Consider the following 17411-nt stretch of genomic DNA (forward strand, 5'->3'; position numbering starts at 1 on the left):
ATGGTGGCCAGCTTGGTTGCCTCAAGCAATCATCAACAAATCTTGCCCAGCAGGCAAGTTTGCCCATTGAGAAAAGGATCACGTACGCTGGCCGGCGTGGACGAGTGCACCGGCCTGCGGGAGCGGAAGAAGGCGGCCACCCGCCTGGCGCTGCACGAGGCCGCCCTGCGCCTGGCCGTCGAGCACGGCCCCGACCGGGTCACCGTCGAGGCCATCGCCGACGCCGCCAACGTCTCCCGGCGCACGTTCTCCAACTACTTCTCCGGCAAGGAGGAGGCGCTCTTCCACGGCGACACCATGCGGCTGCGCCGGCTCCTGGAGCTGATCGCGGAGCAGCCCACCGAGCTGCCGCCCTGGACCGCGCTGACCCGGGCCGCCGTGTTCCAGGCCGACGAGAGCTACGACGACCCGGCCGAGCCCTGGCTGAACCGGCGCCGCCGGCTGCACGGCCATCCGAGCCTGGTCGCCCACCAGGTCGCCGCGTACGCGGCCATCGAGCGGGACCTGGCCGTGGAGATCGCCGGCCGGCTCACCGGCCCCGACGTGCCGGTGCGCTCCCGGGTGCTGGCGGCCACGTTCCTGGCCACGCTCCGCGTCGCCGCCCAACAGTGGATCGAACACCCGGACGCGCCGCTGCGCGACGTGCTGAGCGACGTCCTGGCGCACGCCACCCCGGCCGCCTCCGCCCACGCCGCCTGACGCCGGCTACCGGGCCGGCTCCGCCCGGGCCAGCCGCGCGTACACGATGACGTTGTCCCGGTAGCTGTCCCGCTTCCGGTCGAACTCGCCGCCGCAGGTGATCAGGCGCAGCGCCGCGTGGTCGGTCGGGCCGTAGACGTCGTCGCTGGGGAACCGGTCCTTCGGGTGCTGCTCCACCCGGGTGACCACGAAGGTGGCGGTGCTGCCGTCGCGCCGCTCCACGCTCAGCGGTGTGTCCGGACGCAGCCGGGCCAGGTCGAAGAAGGAACCCTCGCGGCCCTTCCAGTTCACGTGCCCGGCCAGCACCGCCGGCCCGAGCGAGCCCGGCGTCGGCGCCCGGGTGAACCACCCGACGTCGGTCGCGCTGTCCGGCACCTGCATCGCGCCGTCGGGGCGCAGTCCGAGCGGGACGATCGGCGCGTCCACCCGCAGGCTCGCGATGCGGACGCGCACCGGCGGGGACGAGGCCATCAGCGGCCCGCTGGTCAGTTCCCCGGCCCGCCCGACGGGGCGCGGCGCCGACGCCTGGCCGGACGCTGCCGGGCGCGCCGCCTCGGGCGGGCCGTCGTCCGCGCGGGACACCGCCAGCCCGACGACGACCGCGGCGGCGAGAGTGAGCAGGCCGGCCCCCGCCGCGAGCGCGGCGCGCTGACGGCGGGGGCCGGTGGCCGTACGGTCCTGCGGGTCGCCCACGGCCGGCTCAGCCCTGCCGGCCGAGGCGACGCCGCGCCGCGACCAGGCCGAACGCGCCGAGCAACGCCAGCCCACCCGCGACGTAACCGGCGACGGGGGTGGCCTCGGTGCTGCCGTCCCCGGTGGCGACCCCGCCGGCCGGCACGGAACCCGCGGCGGCGCCGCTGACCATGCCGCAGGTGGCCGGGTCGGTGGCCTCCTCCGGGATGCCGTTCACGCCGACCGACTTGGCGAACGTGGACTCGCCGAGCGCGTCCATGTCGTACTTGCCGTTGCGGTTGGCGTCGATGCCGTGCTGCACCAGGTGCAGGTCCTTGAGGTGGGCGACGGTGCCGGCCGGCAGGTCGGCGGCCGGGATGACCCGGTCGTAGGTCAGCTTGCCCTGGGCGTCCGCCTTCGGCATCCGGTCCACCGCCAGTCCGCTGGCCCGGGTGGTGTCACCGTTCGTGGTGAGCGAGATGAAGATGTCGCCGTACATCTTCAGGCCCTCCTCGGTGCTGACGTAGCCGTCGCCGTCGGCGTCGGCGGATTTGTCCGGGCAGTGGAAGTCCATGCCGTTGACGGCGCCGTGGATGTGCTGCGCGTGCGGGGAGTTCGGCGTCATCCCGGTGGAGGTGATCCGCACGCGCAGGTCACCGCCGTCGGTCGCGGTCAGCGTGGCCGTGCCTTTGGCCCCGGTCTCGTTGAGGTCCAGCAGGGCCACCCGGACGCTCTCGTCGGCGTGCGCCACACCGGGGAAGCCGAGTACGAGCGCCGCCGCCGGCAACGCCAGCAGGGTTCGGGACAGTTTCACGGTTTCTCCTCGTCGCCGGTCCCGGCACCGGCGCCGGGACGTGTCAGGCATTCGGAGCGGCGCGGCGACCGGATGGGTCGCGGCTCACCCGGGGCGGCGGAAGCTCGCCAGCACCACCCGGTAGGCCTCCTGCTCAGCCGGCCAGCGGTCGTCGGCGGTCACCCAGACCAGCCGGTGCCGGCTGGTCGCCCCGGCGCCGTTGGCGACCAGGCGGCGGGCGTGCAGCCGGCCGTCGGGACCGTCCCAGGTGTACTCCCACTCGGCCGCGCCGCCGGGCCGGATCACCGGGCCGATGCTGAGCCGCTGGTAACCGGGCAGCCCGCCGGCCGCGCGCAGCCGCTCGGCCTCGCGTCGCCACAGCCCGCTCGGGTCCGCCGCCCGGCCACCGCCGACCTGCACCCCCAGCGCCCGCGTACCGGTCGGGTCGCGCAGGCAGACCACCGCGCCGTCGACGTCACGGGTCCAGCCGGCCGGCAGGGCCACGGCGAACCCGGCCCGGTCCCGGTGCCACACCCACCCGGCGGGCAACCGGACGCCGCCGGTGGGCGCTCGACCGGCGGTCACCGGCACCGACGCGGACGGCCGGGTCAGGCAGGGCGCGCCCGCCGCCCCCGTCGCCACGCCCGCCCCGCCCCCGGTCGGCGTCGGGCTGGTGCCGGGCGGCGTGGGGCCCGCCCCGGTCGGCGTAGGGCTCGGCGGCGCGGCACCAGCCGCCGTCGACATCGGGCCGGCCGGGTCGGGCTCGGCCGCCGCCGAGGACGGGCCGCCCCCGGTGCCGTCCCGCCACTCACCGAGCGCGGTCCGCACGCCCGCGACCGCCACCCCGCCGGCCGCCGCCAGCGCCACCACCACCGTGGCCAGGGTGGCCGCGGACCGCCATCCGGTACGCCGATCGGCGGCACCGGTCGACACGCGCAGCGGCAGGACGTCGAGCTCCGGCACGGGCGGCCGGCGGACGTCGTGGCCCCCGCCCGGCAGCACCTGTGTCACGTCGCCGCCCGCCGGAGCCGGCGTCACGTCCCCGCTCCGCAGAACCTGGGTGACCTCCGGGTCCGGCGACAGCGATCGCATGACGTCCGCCGCCGCCAGCGCCTGCGTGACGTCGGCGGCCAGTAGCGCCTGGGTGACCTTCGCGCCGGACGGCAGCGACCGATCGGCCTCCGCCGCCGGCAGCGCCTGCGTCACGCCTCCGGCCGGCAGCGACTGCGTCACCTCTCCGACCGGCAGCGACTGCGTGACGTCCTCGGCCGTCACCGGCAGTGGCCCGCCCGCGTCGATCTCGGGCGACCGCGACGGCTCGACGCCCGGCGTCCGGTCCGACCCCTGGACGGGCCGGGACAGCGGGCGCAGCCGGCCGAGGCCACGGCGACCGTCCAGGCCGGCGACCCGGCGCAGCATCCGGGCCGCCTCCCCCGCGGTCAGCCGCTGCCGCTCGTCCCGCGCAAGCAGGCCGGCGACGACCGGCCCGAGCGGGCCGGCGCGGCGCATCCGGTCCGGCGGCTCGGTCGCCATGGCCAGCAGCGTCGCCATCGTCCCGTCCCGCCGGTAGGGCGGCCGTCCCTCGACCGCGGTGTAGAGCGTGGCGCCCAGCGCCCACAGGTCGGTGCCGGGCGAGGAGACGCCCTGGCGGACCCGCTCCGGCGCCACGTACTGCGGGGTGGCCGTGATCCCCCAGGACCGGCTCAGCGCCGCCGCGCCCTCCACCGCCGCCACGCCGAAGTCGCCGAGCAGCGCCTGGCCGTCGGCGGTGACCAGCACGTTGCGCGGAGTCACGTCGCGGTGCAGTACGCCGACCCGGTGCGCCGCGCGCAGCGCCTCCACCAGTTCGACGCCGATGCGGGCCACCACCCGGGGCGGCAGCGGGCCGTCGTCGGTGACGATCCGGTGCAGCGACCTCGACGGGACGTACTGCATGACGATCCAGGGCCGGCCGTCGGCGGTGATGACGTCGTGCACGCGTACCACGTTGGGGTGGTCCAGGCGGGCGGCGGCCCGCGCCTCGCGCAGGGTGCTGTCGTGCAGCTCGGCGGTCTCCTGCGGCGACGCGCCGGCCCGGGGCAGCACCTCCTTGACCGCGACGTCGCGGTCGAGCAGCTCGTCGCGGGCGAGCCACACCCGCCCCATGCCGCCCTGGCCGACGCAGCGCACCAGCCGGTAGCGCCCCACACGCTCGAGATGGTCCGTCACACAGGTGATTCGGTGCCGCGCCGGCTGCGGATGGGTGGCCGGCCCACCGATTCCGACCCTGCCTCTGAGCTGGGCTGACACACTCTTTCGGTGGGCGGCGACCGGTGGCGCAGAGGGCTCGGGCCCGCGGCGCAGGTCGCCCCCGCCACCCGGGTGGACAAGTTCGAGATCTTCTTCGACCTCGTCTTCGTGGTGTCCTTCTTCATCATCACCCGGGCCACCGCGGCCAACGTGACCGTGCGGGAGCTGCTGCACGCGCTGTTGGTGCTCGCGGTGCTGTGGTGGTGCTGGGTGGTGCACAGCGCGGTGGCGGCCCGGCTGCGGCTGGGCGAGGGCTTCGTACCGGTCCTCATGGTGATCGGCATGATCGCGTTGTTCACGTTCGCACTCGCGCTGCCGCAGACGTTCGGCGACCTGGACAAGGGCGCGGCCGGCCCGATCCTGGTCACGGTCAGCTACGTGGTGATCCGGGTCGTGCACACGCTGCTCTACTGGTACGCGACCCGCGGCGACCCGCCGGCGCGGCGCAAGGTGTGGCTGTTCCTGCCCGAGGTGCTGCTCTCGACCTGCCTGCTGCTGGTGGCCGCGCTGCTGCCGTCGCACGTCGACCCGGACACCGGGCCGTGGCTGCGCGACGGGTTGTGGATCGCCGTGGTGGCGATCCAGTACAGCAGCGGGCTGCTGGCCGGCACCGACGGCTGGAAGATCACCTCCGCCGAGCACTGGACCGAACGCTACGACCTCATCCTGATCATCGCGCTGGGCGAGTCGGTCATCTCGATCGGCGTCGGCGGCAACCTGCTCGGCAAGCCGGTGACCTGGCCGGCCATCCCGGCGGCAATCTGCGGGATCCTGTTCACCGCCGCGCTCTGGTGGGCGCACTTCGACATGATCGGACCGGCCGCCCGGATCGCGCTGCACGCCGCCCGGGGCCATCCGCGGGTGGCCATGGCCCGCGACGCGTACGCGTATCTGTACCTGCCGATGATCGCCGGGGTGATCCTGTTCGCGATCGGGGCCGAGGAGCTGGTCCGGACCGTCACCGACCCGGTGGGCGGGGCGCTGGAGCGGGGCCACGGACCGGCGGTACCGCTGCTCTTCGTCGGCGTGATGGTCTACCTGGCCGCGAACATGGCGTTCCAGTGGCGCACGCTGCGGACGCTGTCGTGGACCCGGGTCGGCGCCCTGGTGGTGCTGGCGGTGGCGCTGCCGGTCGGCCGGCACCTGCCGGCGCTCGGCGCGCTCGCCCTGGTCACCTTCATCTGCGTGGCGCTTGTCGCGGTCGAGCTGGTGGTCTTCGCGGACGCGCGAGCCGCGCTACGCCGGGTGGTGCACCAGGAGCGGGTCAGCGCCGAGGAGAGCGAGGCCGCCTGGCGGGCCCGGTGGCACGACGGCGAGTCGGAGTGACCCGACCACGGCGACCGGTCGGACGGCACGGGCCTTAGAGTCTCCGGGTGATCGAGATCGCCACCGAGGTCGAGCTGTTCCACCCGCCCGCCCGCATCTGGCAGGCGTTGACCGAGCGGGCGCTGCTGGCCAAGTGGTTCGCCGAGAGCACGCCGCAGGACGACCGCTGGATGCTGGCGACCGCGGCGCTGCCCGGCTACGACGCCGACACCGAGGTCGAGGTGGTCGAGCTGCGCGCCCCGCGGCGACTGGTGGTGCGGTGCCGGGAAGCCGCCCGGGCCACCCGCATGGCGTGCGATCTGACCCCCACCGCACACGGCGCCCGGCTCTCGGTGCGCGAGGTGCTGGAGGAGGGCGACTGGGACGCGGACGCCCGCGCCGAGCAGCACGAACGCGCGCTGACCGGACGCCTGCCGGCGATCCTCGACTGGCTGGCCTTCCAGGAGGTGGACCTGCGCCGCGCCGAGGGCGGGCTGACCGCGGAGCTGCCGATCGTCCCCCTGCTCGTCCCGCGGCGTGACCGCTCCCGCAAGCGGGCCCTGCTGGCGGCCGGTGCGGTGACGGTGCTCGCCGCCGCCACCGGGGCGGCGCTGTGGGCGACCCGGGACACCGCGCCCGCGCCGGCCGGGCCGCCGCCGTCCGCGCCGCCGCTGGTCATGCCAGCCACCACCACCGCGTCGCCGCGATCCACGACCGCCCGGCCCACGCCGAGCCCCAGCCGACGCAGCGCCTCCCCCTCGCCGTCGCCGTCGCGCTCCCCCAGCCGTACGCCGAGCCCGCCGCCGTCACCGGCCGCCGTGCCGCTGACCGCGACCTACCAGACGGTCACCGACCGGGTGTTCGGTTACCGGGGCGAGGTGGTGCTGCGCAACCCCGGCCCGGCGCCACGGCCGGAGTGGACGGTGACCGTGACGATCGGCGACGGCGCGACGGTGGGTCCGGTCGACGGGGCCGAGGCGGCGCAGGACGGCTCGGTGCTCACGTTCACCGGCACCGCGCTGCCGGCCAACGGGTCGACGACCATCCGGTTCGACGTCCGCGACCCGGACCCCCTGCACAACGCCCCCGAGTCGTGCGCCGCCGACGGCACCCCCTGCGCCACCCGCTGACCAGCGTCCCGGACGTCGACCGCTGCCATCTCGGGATTTCTCCCATTGAGCACATGGGAGCGCTCCCGTAACATGCCTGATGCGGCTGTTAACGTTCACAACACAATCACCTCAGTGAATGCGTGGGCCGCCACCACCACAGGAGGAAGCGTTATGCCTAGATCTAGGGCCGCCAATGTCGGCCTGGCATCGGCCGGCACCGTGCTGCTGGCCACCACGGGAGTCGTCGCCGCGCTGCCGGCCGGCGCCGCGGCGGCCGGCTGTTCGGTGAAATACACCGTGTCGTCGCAGTGGGGCGGCGGCTTCGGCGCCGAGGTCGCCATCACCAACCTCGGCGACGCGCTGTCGAGCTGGACGCTCACCTGGAACTACGGCGCCGGCCAGACCGTCACCCAGGCCTGGAACGCCACCGTCACCCAGAGCGGCGCCGCCGTCACCGCCAAGAACGTCAGCTACAACGGATCCATCCCCACCAACGGCACCACCTCGTTCGGCTTCAACGGCTCCTGGACCAGCAGCAACCCCGCCCCCACCAGCTTCACCCTCAACGGGGTCACCTGCACCGGCGGCACCACCACCCCGACCAGCTCACCGACCACGTCACCGACAACCGCGCCACCGCCCACCACGCCGCCGCCGACCACGCCGCCGCCGACCGGCACGTGCACCCTGCCGTCGTCCTACCGGTGGTCCTCGACCGGCGCGTTGGCGCAGCCGAAGTCGGGCTGGGTGTCGCTGAAGGACTTCACCGTCGCGCCCTACAACGGCAAGCACCTCGTCTACGCCACCACCCACAACACCGGCACGTCCTGGGGCTCGATGAACTTCAGCCCGTTCACCAACTGGTCGGAGATGGCCTCGGCCAGCCAGAACGGCATGAACCAGGGGACCGTCGCGCCGACGCTGTTCTACTTCGCCCCGCGCAACATCTGGGTCCTCACCTACCAGTGGGGCGCCACCGCGTTCTCCTACAAGACCTCCACCGACCCGACCAACCCCAACGGCTGGTCCTCGGCGCAACCGCTGTTCACCGGCAGCATCTCCGGCTCCGGCACCGGCCCCATCGACCAGACCGTCATCGCCGACGGCCAGAACATGTACCTGTTCTTCGCCGGTGACAACGGCAAGATCTACCGGGCCAGCATGCCGATCGGGAACTTCCCCGGCAACTTCGGCTCCACCTACACCACCATCATGAGCGACAGCACCAACAACCTCTTCGAGGCCGTGCAGGTCTACAAGCTGCAGGGCCAGACCCGCTACCTCATGATCGTCGAAGCCATCGGCGCGCAGGGCCGCTACTTCCGCTCCTTCACCGCCACCAGCCTCGGCGGCACCTGGACCCCGAACGCCGCCACCGAGAGCAACCCCTTCGCCGGCAAGGCCAACAGCGGCGCCACCTGGACCAACGACATCAGCCACGGCGAACTCATCCGCACCACCGCCGACCAGACCTTCACCGTCGACCCCTGCAACCTGCAACTGCTCTACCAGGGCCGCTCCCCCAACTCCGGCGGCGACTACGGCCTCCTGCCCTACCGCCCCGGCCTGCTCACCCTCCAGCGCTGACGGCTCAGCCGCAGAGCGTCAGCAAGTCCGAGCACATCGCCACCGTCGTACTCACCCCCTGACGCAGGGACGCGCGAGGGCGGGGGCGGCCGAAACGGCCGCCCCCGCCCCCCTTTCGCCGATCAGCCGGCGTACGTCTCGAACTCGCCGACCTTCGGCGTACCGTTCGAGCTGTTGATCTTGAAGTTGATCTTCTTCAGGGAGGTGGCGGCGAAGCTGGTGGCGCCCGCGCCGCTCCCGGAGGCCAGCACCGCCCCGGTGTCGTTGTTGACGAGCTGCCACGACCCGATCGAACCCTGGGTGCCGGACGGCTCGCGGATGACCACGCGCGACACCGTGGTGGCCGAGCCCCACTTGATCGAGATGGTGCCGGTGGACCCGGACGGCGACCACCAGGTGCCCAGGCTGCCGTCACGCACGTTGCCGTAGCTGGTGCCGTCGGCCTTGCTGGTGCCGTCGGCGCCGGCGCCGGAGGCGAGGCTCAGGTTGGTCCCGCTGGGCGGGGGCGGGCTGGTGGTCGTCGGCGGCGGGGTGGTCGGCGCGGGCGTGGTCGGGCCCGGCGTGGTGGGCGCCGGGGACGCCGGCGTGCAGTTGCCGTTCGACACCTTCAGGCCGGTGTTCGCGCCGGCCGTCTGCCGGACGATGTCCGGCACGCAGCTCGCCCCGTCCAGCCGGTAGGAGTAGGGGATGCTGACCGTGGTGGTGGACGTCGGGTTCGGCCCGGCCGGGTAGTTCTCGTTGCCCGGGGCCGACCAGGTCACGTTGTCGAAGATGTTGCCGCCGACCTGCCAGGTGCCGCGCTCGTTGGTGTAGAACGTGCCGAGCACGTCCTTGGAGTTGCGGAAGTAGTTGTTCTCCACCTTGGCCCGGGCGCCGGCGCGGGAGTTGATGCCGGACTCGTGCAGGCCCGAGTAGTGGTTGTTGAACATGTGCGCGACGCCGCCGCGCAGCAACGGCGTACGCGAGTCGATGTTCTCGTAGAGGTTGTGGTCGAACGTGATGAAGCTGTTCGACCGGTCGCTCTCACTGGAGCCGATGAGACCGCCGCGGCCGGAGTTGCGCAGGATGCTGTAGGACAACGTCACGTACTGCGTGTCGTCCTTCATGTCGAACAGGCCGTCGAAGCCCTCCGCCTCCCCGCCCGACGCCTCCAGCGTGACGTGGTCCACCCAGATGTTGCGGACGGTGCTCTCCATGCCGATCGCGTCACCGCCGTTGGAGGTGGGCGAACCCGACTTCTTCACGTTCCTCACCGTCACGTTCTGGACGATGATGTTGCGGGAGTCGCGGATGTGGATGCCGAGCTGGTCGAAGACCGCGCCGCCGCCCACCCCGACGATGGTGACGTTGCTGATCTGCTTCAGCTCGATCACCCCGGCCGCGGTGTTGCAGCTCGGCCCGGACACCTTGGCGGTGTTGCCGTGGTTGATGGTCCCGGAGACCTCGATGGTGATCGGGGTGCTGCTGCTGGCCCGGTTGCACAGCGCGGCGTGGATCGCGGTGCCGGTGGTGGCGCGTACCGTCTGCCCGCCCGCGCCGCCGGTGGTCCCGCCGTTCTGGCTCGCGAAGCCGGTGGCGGTCCCGGCCGCCGCCGACGCCTGCGGGGTCGGCATGGCCACGGCGACCGCGACCCCCACCACCGCCGTGGCCACCGTGGCCTGAAGTCGCAGTGCGACTGGTCGTCTCATTGACGCCTCGTTTCGTTTTCGCGCACGCCGGATCACCGGCTGTCGCCGAACGGGAAAGTGAAGTGCCGCGACGCGATCAGGCGCGCCGCCAGCGGCGTTCATCCGTTCGCGGTGCCCGGCCCGCAAACGAAACATCGATGTGACGCAATCGTAAGAAAGCGCTTTCGCCCAGAGCAAGGGCTGGCGTTTGCAGGTTTTTTGCAGAGATATGGGTCCTCGCCCGCGTCAGTAGCGTCGGCGCGCCGTGCCACAGCGGACCGTTCAGCCTCAGCAGCGTGGGCGGTCGCCTCGTGCGCGGCGTCCGGTGGACACCGGCCCGGGCATGAGAAGGGTGCGGCCCTTCCGTCGTCGGAAGGGCCGCACCCGGTTCTGGCGGATCTCCACCGTGGAGTGGACCTGCGTCGTAACGATCAGACCACCGTGCAGGCGACGCCGTTCAGAGTGAAGGCCGTCGGCTCAGCGGTGTTGCCGCTGGTGTTGGCCTGGAAGCCGATGTTGATGGTGGCCCCGGGGGCGATCGCGGCGTTGTAGTCGACGTTGCGGGCGTTCACCTGACCGCTGGACGGCGAGTAGGTGGCACCCCAGCCTGAGGTGATCGACTGGCCCGACGGCAGGTTGAAGGCCAACGTCCAGCCGTTGATCGCCGAGGTGCCGGTGTTGGTGATGTCGATACTGGCCGTGAAGCCCGAGCCCCAGGAGTTCATCGTGTAGGCGACCCGGGGACCGGTGCCCCCACCCGGGGTCGGGGTGGCGGTGGGAGTGGGAGTGGGGGTCGGGATGACGGTGGGCGTGGGGGTCGGGCTGGGCGGTGGGGTGCCGTTCACGCTTGTCACGAAGGTCATGATGCTTCGGGCGGGCAGGGTGACGGTGAGGGAGCCGTTCGACATGGTGAGCGCGCCCTGGGGCGCGACGGTCCGGCTCGCGTCCGTCAGCCAGTTCGAGACGCTGCCGGAAGCGGTGGCGCCCGACAGGGTGAACTGCTGGCTCACCGAGGAGGTGTTCTTGTTCACGGCGACGATGACGACGGTGTCGCCACCCCGGTACGCCGAGACGTAGACGTTCGACGCCGGGTTCGCCGTCGCGTCGATCCGGGTGTAGCCGGGCCGGACGAACCGGGCGAAGTGCGCCATCATGGCACCACGCTTGCTGACCTGGCCGTCCTCCCGCATCGGGCCGTAGCTGCGCCGCAGATACCACCAGACGTACGCCTGGAACTCGGCGTCCACCATGGCGCGGTGGATGTGCTCGCCCACGTCGAGCGCCTCGGGCCAGGCATCGCCCGAGTTGGTGTTGCTGTTCGGGTAGTAGACCTCGGTCATCCACAGCTCTTTGCCCGCGCCCTTCTGCTTGAAGAGGGGGTACGGGAAGTTCGAGTACGACGTCCCGTAGAGGTGGGCCCCGATGATGTCCACGTTGGCCAGCGCCGTGGGGTCGTTGAGAATCGGGTCGGACATGGACTTCACGTATTGGAACGACTCGGGCGCCATGACCCGGGTGCTGATCGAGCCGGCGTTCTCCCGCAGGAATTTGACCATCTCGGCGGAGGTCCACCACGTCCAGTCGTGTGCGTAGTCGGGCTCGTTCTGCACGGAGATGCTGTACAGGGACACGCCGTTGTTGCGCATGTACGTGGTGAAGTCGTTGAGGTGCTGCGCATAGGCGGCGTACGAGCTGTAGCGGAGCCGCTTCGCGTTGGTCTGGCTGCCGCGGGTGAAGGTCTCGATCATGCTGGCGGGCGGGTTCCACGGCGAGGCGAAGACGGTCACCCCGAGCTCGGCCGCGCGCTTCGCCGTCGCGAGGTCACGGCCGAAGTCAGCCGAGCTCTCGCCGACGGGAATCCGCAGGATGGAGAAACCCAGCCGTCCCTCGCCGGTGCCGAACGCCGTCTCCCGCTGAGCCGCCGTCAGGTCGCCGATCCAGGCGGCGTGGGTCATGGCGCCGTAGCCCTTGATCGTCTGCCGCTGCGCCGAAAGGTTGATGGTCGCCGGCGCGGCCGAGGCTCCCGTGGCTCCCAGCAGCGTGGTCGCCGCTGCCGAGACCGGCACGGCTCCCATCGTCATCAGGACGGCTCTCCGGCTCAGCAATCGCCGCTGGCCGCTGACCGGCCCGTTCTGGTCGTGCGTCATTCTGCGTCCTCCTGGCTGGTGGTGGTGACACGCGCGTGCCCCGGTCCTGCCCGGACCGGTCGGCACCGCCCCTCCAGCGTCGCCCTGGGGACTGCCCGCGACCCCGGCGTCAATGACCCGTCGGCCCTCATCGACTGACGCCGCTGTTAGCGCTAACAGGTTGTTAGTTTAGATTCCGGCGCAAGTCGGGTCAAGCACGGGCGGCCCACTGAGCAGGCGACCCGGCACCGGCCCAGGCGGATCCCACGGTGCTCCAGGGGGCTACCTAGCTAGACTGCGTACATGCCGGCGAACGCTCCCCGCCTCACCCCGCAGACGACGCAGCTGCTCGCGCTTCTGCTCGCCACTCCGACGGAGCCCCGGTACGGTCGCGACCTCGCCCGCGAGACCGGGCTCAAGACGGGCACCGTGCATCCGATCCTGGCCCGGTTGGAGCTGGCGGGGTGGATCGACAGCTTCTGGGAGGACCCGGCCGAGCACGAGGACCAGGGACGGCCGCGACGCCGGTACTACCGGCTGACCGACGACGGCGAACGGGCCGCTCGCGCGGCTCTCGCGGACACCGCCCGCCAGAGCGCCCGGACGCCGGCCACGAACCTCAGGACGCAGCCCGGCTACCAGTGGTAGGAGCCCAGCAATGCGCCGAACCCGTTCCGAGCACGACGTGCCCTATCGCACCCCGGTCCAGATCAGTCTCGCCATCGTGGAGGAGGATCCACGGTCGCTGCGGGAACGGCGGTTGGAGATGGGGCACAGCGCCATCTTCGGTCGGTACACCGCTCCCGATCGGAGCCTCGCCGCTCCCAGGTGGGGCGAGCGGGGCCTCGGCTGTGCCGCGGCGCTGCTCCCGCCGGATGTGCGGCACCGATATGTCGAGGAATGGCGGGACGGCCTCCAGGCGGTCCTCCGCGAGCAGGGGTCTCGTCGCCGGTGGGCCGACGAGCTGGTGCAGTGCCTGCGGGCCGCGGTGTCCCTGGCGATCGTGTTGCGCCTCCGGCAATGAGCTATCTCTAGCTAGGTAGACACCACTCCGCTAGCTAGCTAGAGTCAACGTTCAACGGGGGGTGGCACCGAGCGCGGATGCCGCCGCAGATTGGGGTTGCGCACGGATGAGGGCCGGCCATCGCGTCGATCGATCAGAACAGCCAGGTCCGAGAAGGACGACGACGCGACGGCCGGCCCTCATCCGTGCGGCCGTGCCTCCCGGGGAACGGAACGCGCTCGATCGGAGCAACGGCAGGCAGACCAGGGCCAGCGCCACGTCGACGCAGATCATGTTGCGCACGGTCGACAGCCCACCGAACAACTGCTCGGTGAGCAGACCCATCACCATGTTGTTGCCGGCGTGCGCCAGGCTGGTCACCCACACCGAACCGCTGCGGGCGTAGAGCCAGCACAGCATCACCTGGAACAGCACGAACATGACCGTCCACAGCGCCATGCTCACGGTGTGGTCGGTGAATTCCGCGTAGCCGAGGAACGCGAGCGGGTAGTGCCACACCGCCCACACGAGCCCGGTCGCGACCACCGAGGCGCGGGGGCGACCGGGCACCAGGCGCGGCCAGAGGAAGCTGGTCCAGCCGAACTCCTCCCCCCAGTAGAGCGGCGTCGAGACCAGTTGCAGGACCAGCAGGAACGCGACGCCGCCAGGCCCGCCGGCCGGCGACAGGTCCGGCCGCCACCAGCCGAGCGCGGCGGCGCAGCCCAGGGCCAGGAACGTGACCGCGAGCGGCGCGAACCAGGCGAGCAGCCAGTGCGGCCACGCGCCGCGCAGCCGCAGCCGCAGGCCCGCGTCGGCGAACCCCTCCCGGGTCACCCACCGCCGCACCACCACCGCGCCGAGCGCGGGCATCATCGCCACCGGCAGCTGGACCAGCGGATTCACCAACGACCAGCCCATCACCCACCGGGCGAAGAAGAGGTACGGCCACGTCCCGCCGAACGCGGCCACCAGGAAGACGACGATTCCGCGTACCCGAAGTGACATGCCCTGAGCTGATCATCACGCGCGCGGTGGGTTCACTACCGCTGGGCGGCCTGTTCGGGGTGGGCCTGGGCGTACCCCCGTGCTCGGACGCCACCGCCGCGGGTGCGCTGGATGAGCACGACGCAGGCCAGCACCGCCGCCGCCACCGCGACGGTGGCCGGGGTGACCGCCTCACCGAGCAGCAGCGCCGACCAGATCAGCGTGAGCACCGGCTGGGCGAGCTGGATCTGGCCCACCTTGGCGATTCCACCCCGGGCCAGGCCGGCGTACCAGGCGAAGAAGCCGAGGAACATCGAGACGACGGTGAGATAGCCGAACGCGGACCAGGCGGCGACACCGGCGCTCGGTGGGTCGGCGACGGCAGCCACCGCCGTGATCGGCACGGTGACCGGCAGCGAGAGCAGCAGCGCCCAGCAGATCGTCCGGGCGCCGCCGAGTTCCCGGGCCAGCACGCCGCCCTCGGCGTAGCCGAGACCGGCCAGCGCCACGGCGGCGAGCACGAACGCGTCGGCGAGGGAGAGCGTCCCGCGCATCGCGCCGCCGGCGGCGAGGAACGCGAGCACCAGCGCCAGGCCGGCGGCGCTGGCGAGCCAGAACAGCGGCGGCGGTCGTTCGCCGGCCCGGAGCACGGCGAACACCGCCGTCATGGCCGGCAGCACGGTAACCACGACCGCGCCGTGCGCGGACGTCTGCGTGGTGAGGGCGAGCGAGGTGAACAGCGGGAAGCCGACGACGACGCCGAGCGCGACGACGGCCAGTCGCCGCCACTGCTCCCGGGTGGGCCGCGGTCCGGCGGTCAGCCCCAGGTACGCGCCGGCGAGCAGCGCCGCGCCGACGGACCGTCCGAACGCGACGAGCCACGGGTCCAACGCCTGCACTGCGACGCGGGTCATCGGCAGCGACATGCTGAAGGCGAGCACCCCCAGCGCGCCGAGGGCGACGGCCGTTACCGCTGCGGGATGAGTAGCGCTATTCTGTGGCTTCATGAATGATGGTAGCGCTGTGGACCGGGTCGTTCACCACCTGGGGGCACTGGTGGCGACCGCAGCGCCGGGATCGCGACTGCCGTCGGTGCGCGAGTTGACCGCCCGCCATCGTGTCTCCCCGGTGACCGTCGCCGAGGCGACCCGCCGGCTCGTCGCCCAGGGTCTGGTCGAGACCAGGTCCGGTCGCGGAGCGTTCGTGGCGGCCCGCCGGGACGAGCGGCCCGGCCGGGACCTGTCCTGGCAGACGGTCGCGCTGGGCTCCCGGCGCGACGGCGAGGAGGAGATGCAGGCGCTACTGGCGCTACCGCCGTCCGGGGCCATTCCGCTTTCCGGCGGATACCTGGATCCCGACCTCCAGCCGGCCGCCGCGCTCGGTGCCGCGCTCGCCCGCGCGGCCCGGCAACCGGCCAGCTGGCATCGCGGTCCGGTGGAGGGGCGTGCGGACCTGCGGGCCTGGTTCGCCCGCGCGGCCGGCGGCGGGCTGCGCGCCGAGGACATGGTGATCTGCCCGGGTGGGCAGGCCGCGCTCTCCTCCACGCTGCGGGCGCTCAGCACGCCGGGCGACACGCTGCTGGTCGAGTCCCCCACCTACCTGGGCGCGCTGGCCGCCGCGCGGGCGGCCGGGCTGCGGGTGGTGCCGGTGCCCGCCGACGCCGACGGCGTACGCCCCGACCAGCTCGCCGCCGCGTTCGCCCGCACCCGCGCCCGGCTGTTCTACTGCCAGCCGCTGCACGCCAACCCGCACGGCGCGATCCTCTCCCCCGCGCGCCGCGGCGAGGTCGCCGCGGCGGTCCGCGACGCGGGCGCGTTCCTGGTCGAGGACGACTACGCCCGTGACCTGACCGTCGACGGCGAGGCGCCGCCGCCGCTGGCCGCCGACGACCCGGACGGACACGTCGTCTACCTGCGCTCGCTGACCAAGGCGGCCGCACCCGGCCTGCGCATCGCCGCGCTCGGTGCCCGGGGACCGGCCGGGGCGCGGCTACGCGCCGCCCGGCTGCTCGACGACCTCTTCGTCGCCGGTCCGCTGCAACAGGCCGCGCTGGAGTTCCTCACCGCGCCGGCCTGGGACCGGCACCGCCGTACGCTCCGCCGGGAGCTGCGGGCCCGCCGGGAGGCGCTGCTCGCGGCGCTGGAGCGGCACCTGCCGGCGCTCGTCCCGCGCCACGTGCCCCGTGGTGGCCTGCACCTGTGGGTGCGCCTGCCGGACGGCGTGGACGATGTCGCGGTGACCGCGGCGGCGGCCGTCGAGGGGGTCACCGTCTTCCCCGGCCGGCCCTGGTACGCCGCCGAGCCGCCGGCGCCGCACCTGCGCCTCACCTACGCCGCCGCCGCGCCGGAGCAGATGGACGAGGCGGTCCGCCGGCTGGCCGCCGCGCTCGGCCACTGAGGACGGCGCGCCGACCACATTTCGGGAAGACCGGGAATGTCCCGCCGACGGGGGTTATCGGTGACGCTCCGTGGGGCACAGTGGTCCCGTGAGTGATACTCCCCCCGAACCCTCCGCCGGTCCGACGTCGACGGTCCGCGTCGCCGTGCTCGGTGAGCCCGGCCTGTGCCGGACACTCGTGGCCGGGGTGGTGGCGGCGGCGCCCGACTTCGAGGTGGTGCGGGAGTGCGACGGCACCGCCGCCGACCTGCGCCGCCTCGCCCGTACCCGCCCGGACCTCGCGTTGGTCGACCTCGACCTGGAGCGCGAGAACCCGGAGGACGAGAACCCGGAGCAGGAGCCGTGGACCGTGGTGGCGGCGTTGCGCGCCGCGGTGCCGGACTGCGCGATCGTGGTGCTGACCGGCCGGCCGACCGCCCGGGTGTTGCGGTCGGCGCTGCGACTGCGGGCCCGCGGGGTCGTCGCCAAGGAGGTGCCGCCCGAGGAGATGATCGCCCGGTTGCGGGCGGTCGCCGAGGGGCGCTGCACCGTCGACCCGGTGACCGCGCTCGCCGCGCTCGACACCGCGGACAACCCGCTCAGCGACCGCGAGCGTGAGGTGGCCACCGCCGCGGCGAAGGGCCTGCCGAGCCGGGAGATCGCCGCGCTGCTGCACCTCGCCCCGGGCACGGTCCGCAACCTCCTGTCCAGCCTCCTGCGCAAGGCCGGCGGCCGGAACCGGTGGGAGGCGGTGCGGCGCGCCCGGGACGCCGGCTGGATCTGATTGTCGACACCCGC

General features: G+C 73.0%; 15 protein-coding genes. 8 read left to right on the top strand and 7 right to left on the bottom strand.

Features of this window, described 5'->3' with window-relative positions; translation table 11 throughout:
* Positions 1–96 precede the first annotated feature (96 nt).
* Positions 97–699 carry a TetR/AcrR family transcriptional regulator gene (locus O7598_RS15475; RefSeq protein ID WP_269692054.1) on the top strand — a complete coding sequence of 201 codons (603 nt, stop codon included), beginning with the start codon at positions 97–99 and terminating at the stop codon, positions 697–699.
* A 6-nt stretch (positions 700–705) separates the two neighbouring features.
* Here O7598_RS15475 and O7598_RS15480 read toward each other — a convergent pair whose 3' ends face one another.
* The 3 genes from O7598_RS15480 to O7598_RS15490 all read right to left on the bottom strand — a co-directional run bounded on the left by O7598_RS15480 (position 706) and on the right by O7598_RS15490 (position 4372).
* On the bottom strand, positions 706–1392 hold the full coding sequence (locus O7598_RS15480) for a class F sortase (protein ID WP_269692055.1): 687 nt from the start codon (positions 1390–1392) through the stop codon (positions 706–708).
* A gap of 7 nt (positions 1393–1399) precedes the next feature.
* Positions 1400–2185, bottom strand: a complete 786-nt coding sequence (locus O7598_RS15485; protein WP_269692056.1) for a hypothetical protein — start codon at positions 2183–2185, stop codon at positions 1400–1402.
* Between the two features lie 84 nt (positions 2186–2269).
* Positions 2270–4372: a serine/threonine-protein kinase gene (locus O7598_RS15490; RefSeq protein ID WP_269692057.1), complete on the bottom strand. Its 2103-nt coding sequence runs from the start codon at positions 4370–4372 to the stop codon at positions 2270–2272.
* Between the two features lie 90 nt (positions 4373–4462).
* On the opposite strand from O7598_RS15490, the gene O7598_RS15495 reads away from it, so the two are divergent.
* From O7598_RS15495 to O7598_RS15505, 3 genes are all read left to right on the top strand, one after another.
* Entirely contained in the window at positions 4463–5779 is a 1317-nt protein-coding gene (locus O7598_RS15495; RefSeq protein WP_269692058.1) for a low temperature requirement protein A, read from the top strand.
* A 47-nt stretch (positions 5780–5826) separates the two neighbouring features.
* Positions 5827–6888 carry an SRPBCC domain-containing protein gene (locus O7598_RS15500; protein WP_269692059.1) on the top strand — a complete coding sequence of 354 codons (1062 nt, stop codon included), beginning with the start codon at positions 5827–5829 and terminating at the stop codon, positions 6886–6888.
* Positions 6889–7041: 153 nt separating this feature from the next.
* Positions 7042–8457 (top strand): non-reducing end alpha-L-arabinofuranosidase family hydrolase, encoded by a 1416-nt coding sequence (locus O7598_RS15505; protein WP_269692060.1) that lies wholly within the window; start codon positions 7042–7044, stop codon positions 8455–8457.
* Positions 8458–8579: 122 nt separating this feature from the next.
* Here the strand turns inward: O7598_RS15505 and O7598_RS15510 are convergent, their stop codons facing one another.
* Positions 8580–10145 (bottom strand): pectate lyase family protein, encoded by a 1566-nt coding sequence (locus O7598_RS15510; protein WP_269692061.1) that lies wholly within the window; start codon positions 10143–10145, stop codon positions 8580–8582.
* Positions 10146–10555: 410 nt separating this feature from the next.
* Complete coding sequence (locus O7598_RS15515) at positions 10556–12190, bottom strand: cellulose binding domain-containing protein (protein ID WP_442929858.1); 1635 nt, start codon at positions 12188–12190, stop codon at positions 10556–10558.
* 363 nt (positions 12191–12553) lie between these two features.
* On the opposite strand from O7598_RS15515, the gene O7598_RS15520 reads away from it, so the two are divergent.
* Entirely contained in the window at positions 12554–12898 is a 345-nt protein-coding gene (locus tag O7598_RS15520) for a PadR family transcriptional regulator (RefSeq protein ID WP_091057934.1), read from the top strand.
* A gap of 10 nt (positions 12899–12908) precedes the next feature.
* On the top strand, positions 12909–13274 hold the full coding sequence (locus tag O7598_RS15525) for a hypothetical protein (protein WP_269692062.1): 366 nt from the start codon (positions 12909–12911) through the stop codon (positions 13272–13274).
* 51 nt (positions 13275–13325) lie between these two features.
* Here O7598_RS15525 and O7598_RS15530 read toward each other — a convergent pair whose 3' ends face one another.
* Positions 13326–14258, bottom strand: coding sequence for a CPBP family intramembrane glutamic endopeptidase (locus O7598_RS15530; RefSeq protein ID WP_269692063.1), 933 nt, complete (start codon positions 14256–14258; stop codon positions 13326–13328).
* 35 nt (positions 14259–14293) lie between these two features.
* Positions 14294–15151, bottom strand: a complete 858-nt coding sequence (locus O7598_RS15535) for a DMT family transporter (protein ID WP_442929859.1) — start codon at positions 15149–15151, stop codon at positions 14294–14296.
* Between the two features lie 91 nt (positions 15152–15242).
* Between O7598_RS15535 and O7598_RS15540 the strand changes: the two genes are divergently transcribed.
* A complete protein-coding gene (locus O7598_RS15540) occupies positions 15243–16634 on the top strand; it encodes an aminotransferase-like domain-containing protein (RefSeq protein WP_332367373.1) in 1392 nt (463 codons plus the stop codon).
* An 88-nt stretch (positions 16635–16722) separates the two neighbouring features.
* Positions 16723–17397: a response regulator transcription factor gene (locus O7598_RS15545; protein ID WP_269692066.1), complete on the top strand. Its 675-nt coding sequence runs from the start codon at positions 16723–16725 to the stop codon at positions 17395–17397.
* The last annotated feature ends 14 nt before the right edge of the window (positions 17398–17411 follow it).

This window comes from Micromonospora sp. WMMC241 (genome assembly GCF_027460165.1).
Taxonomy (GTDB): Bacteria; Actinomycetota; Actinomycetes; order Mycobacteriales; family Micromonosporaceae; genus Micromonospora; species Micromonospora humi.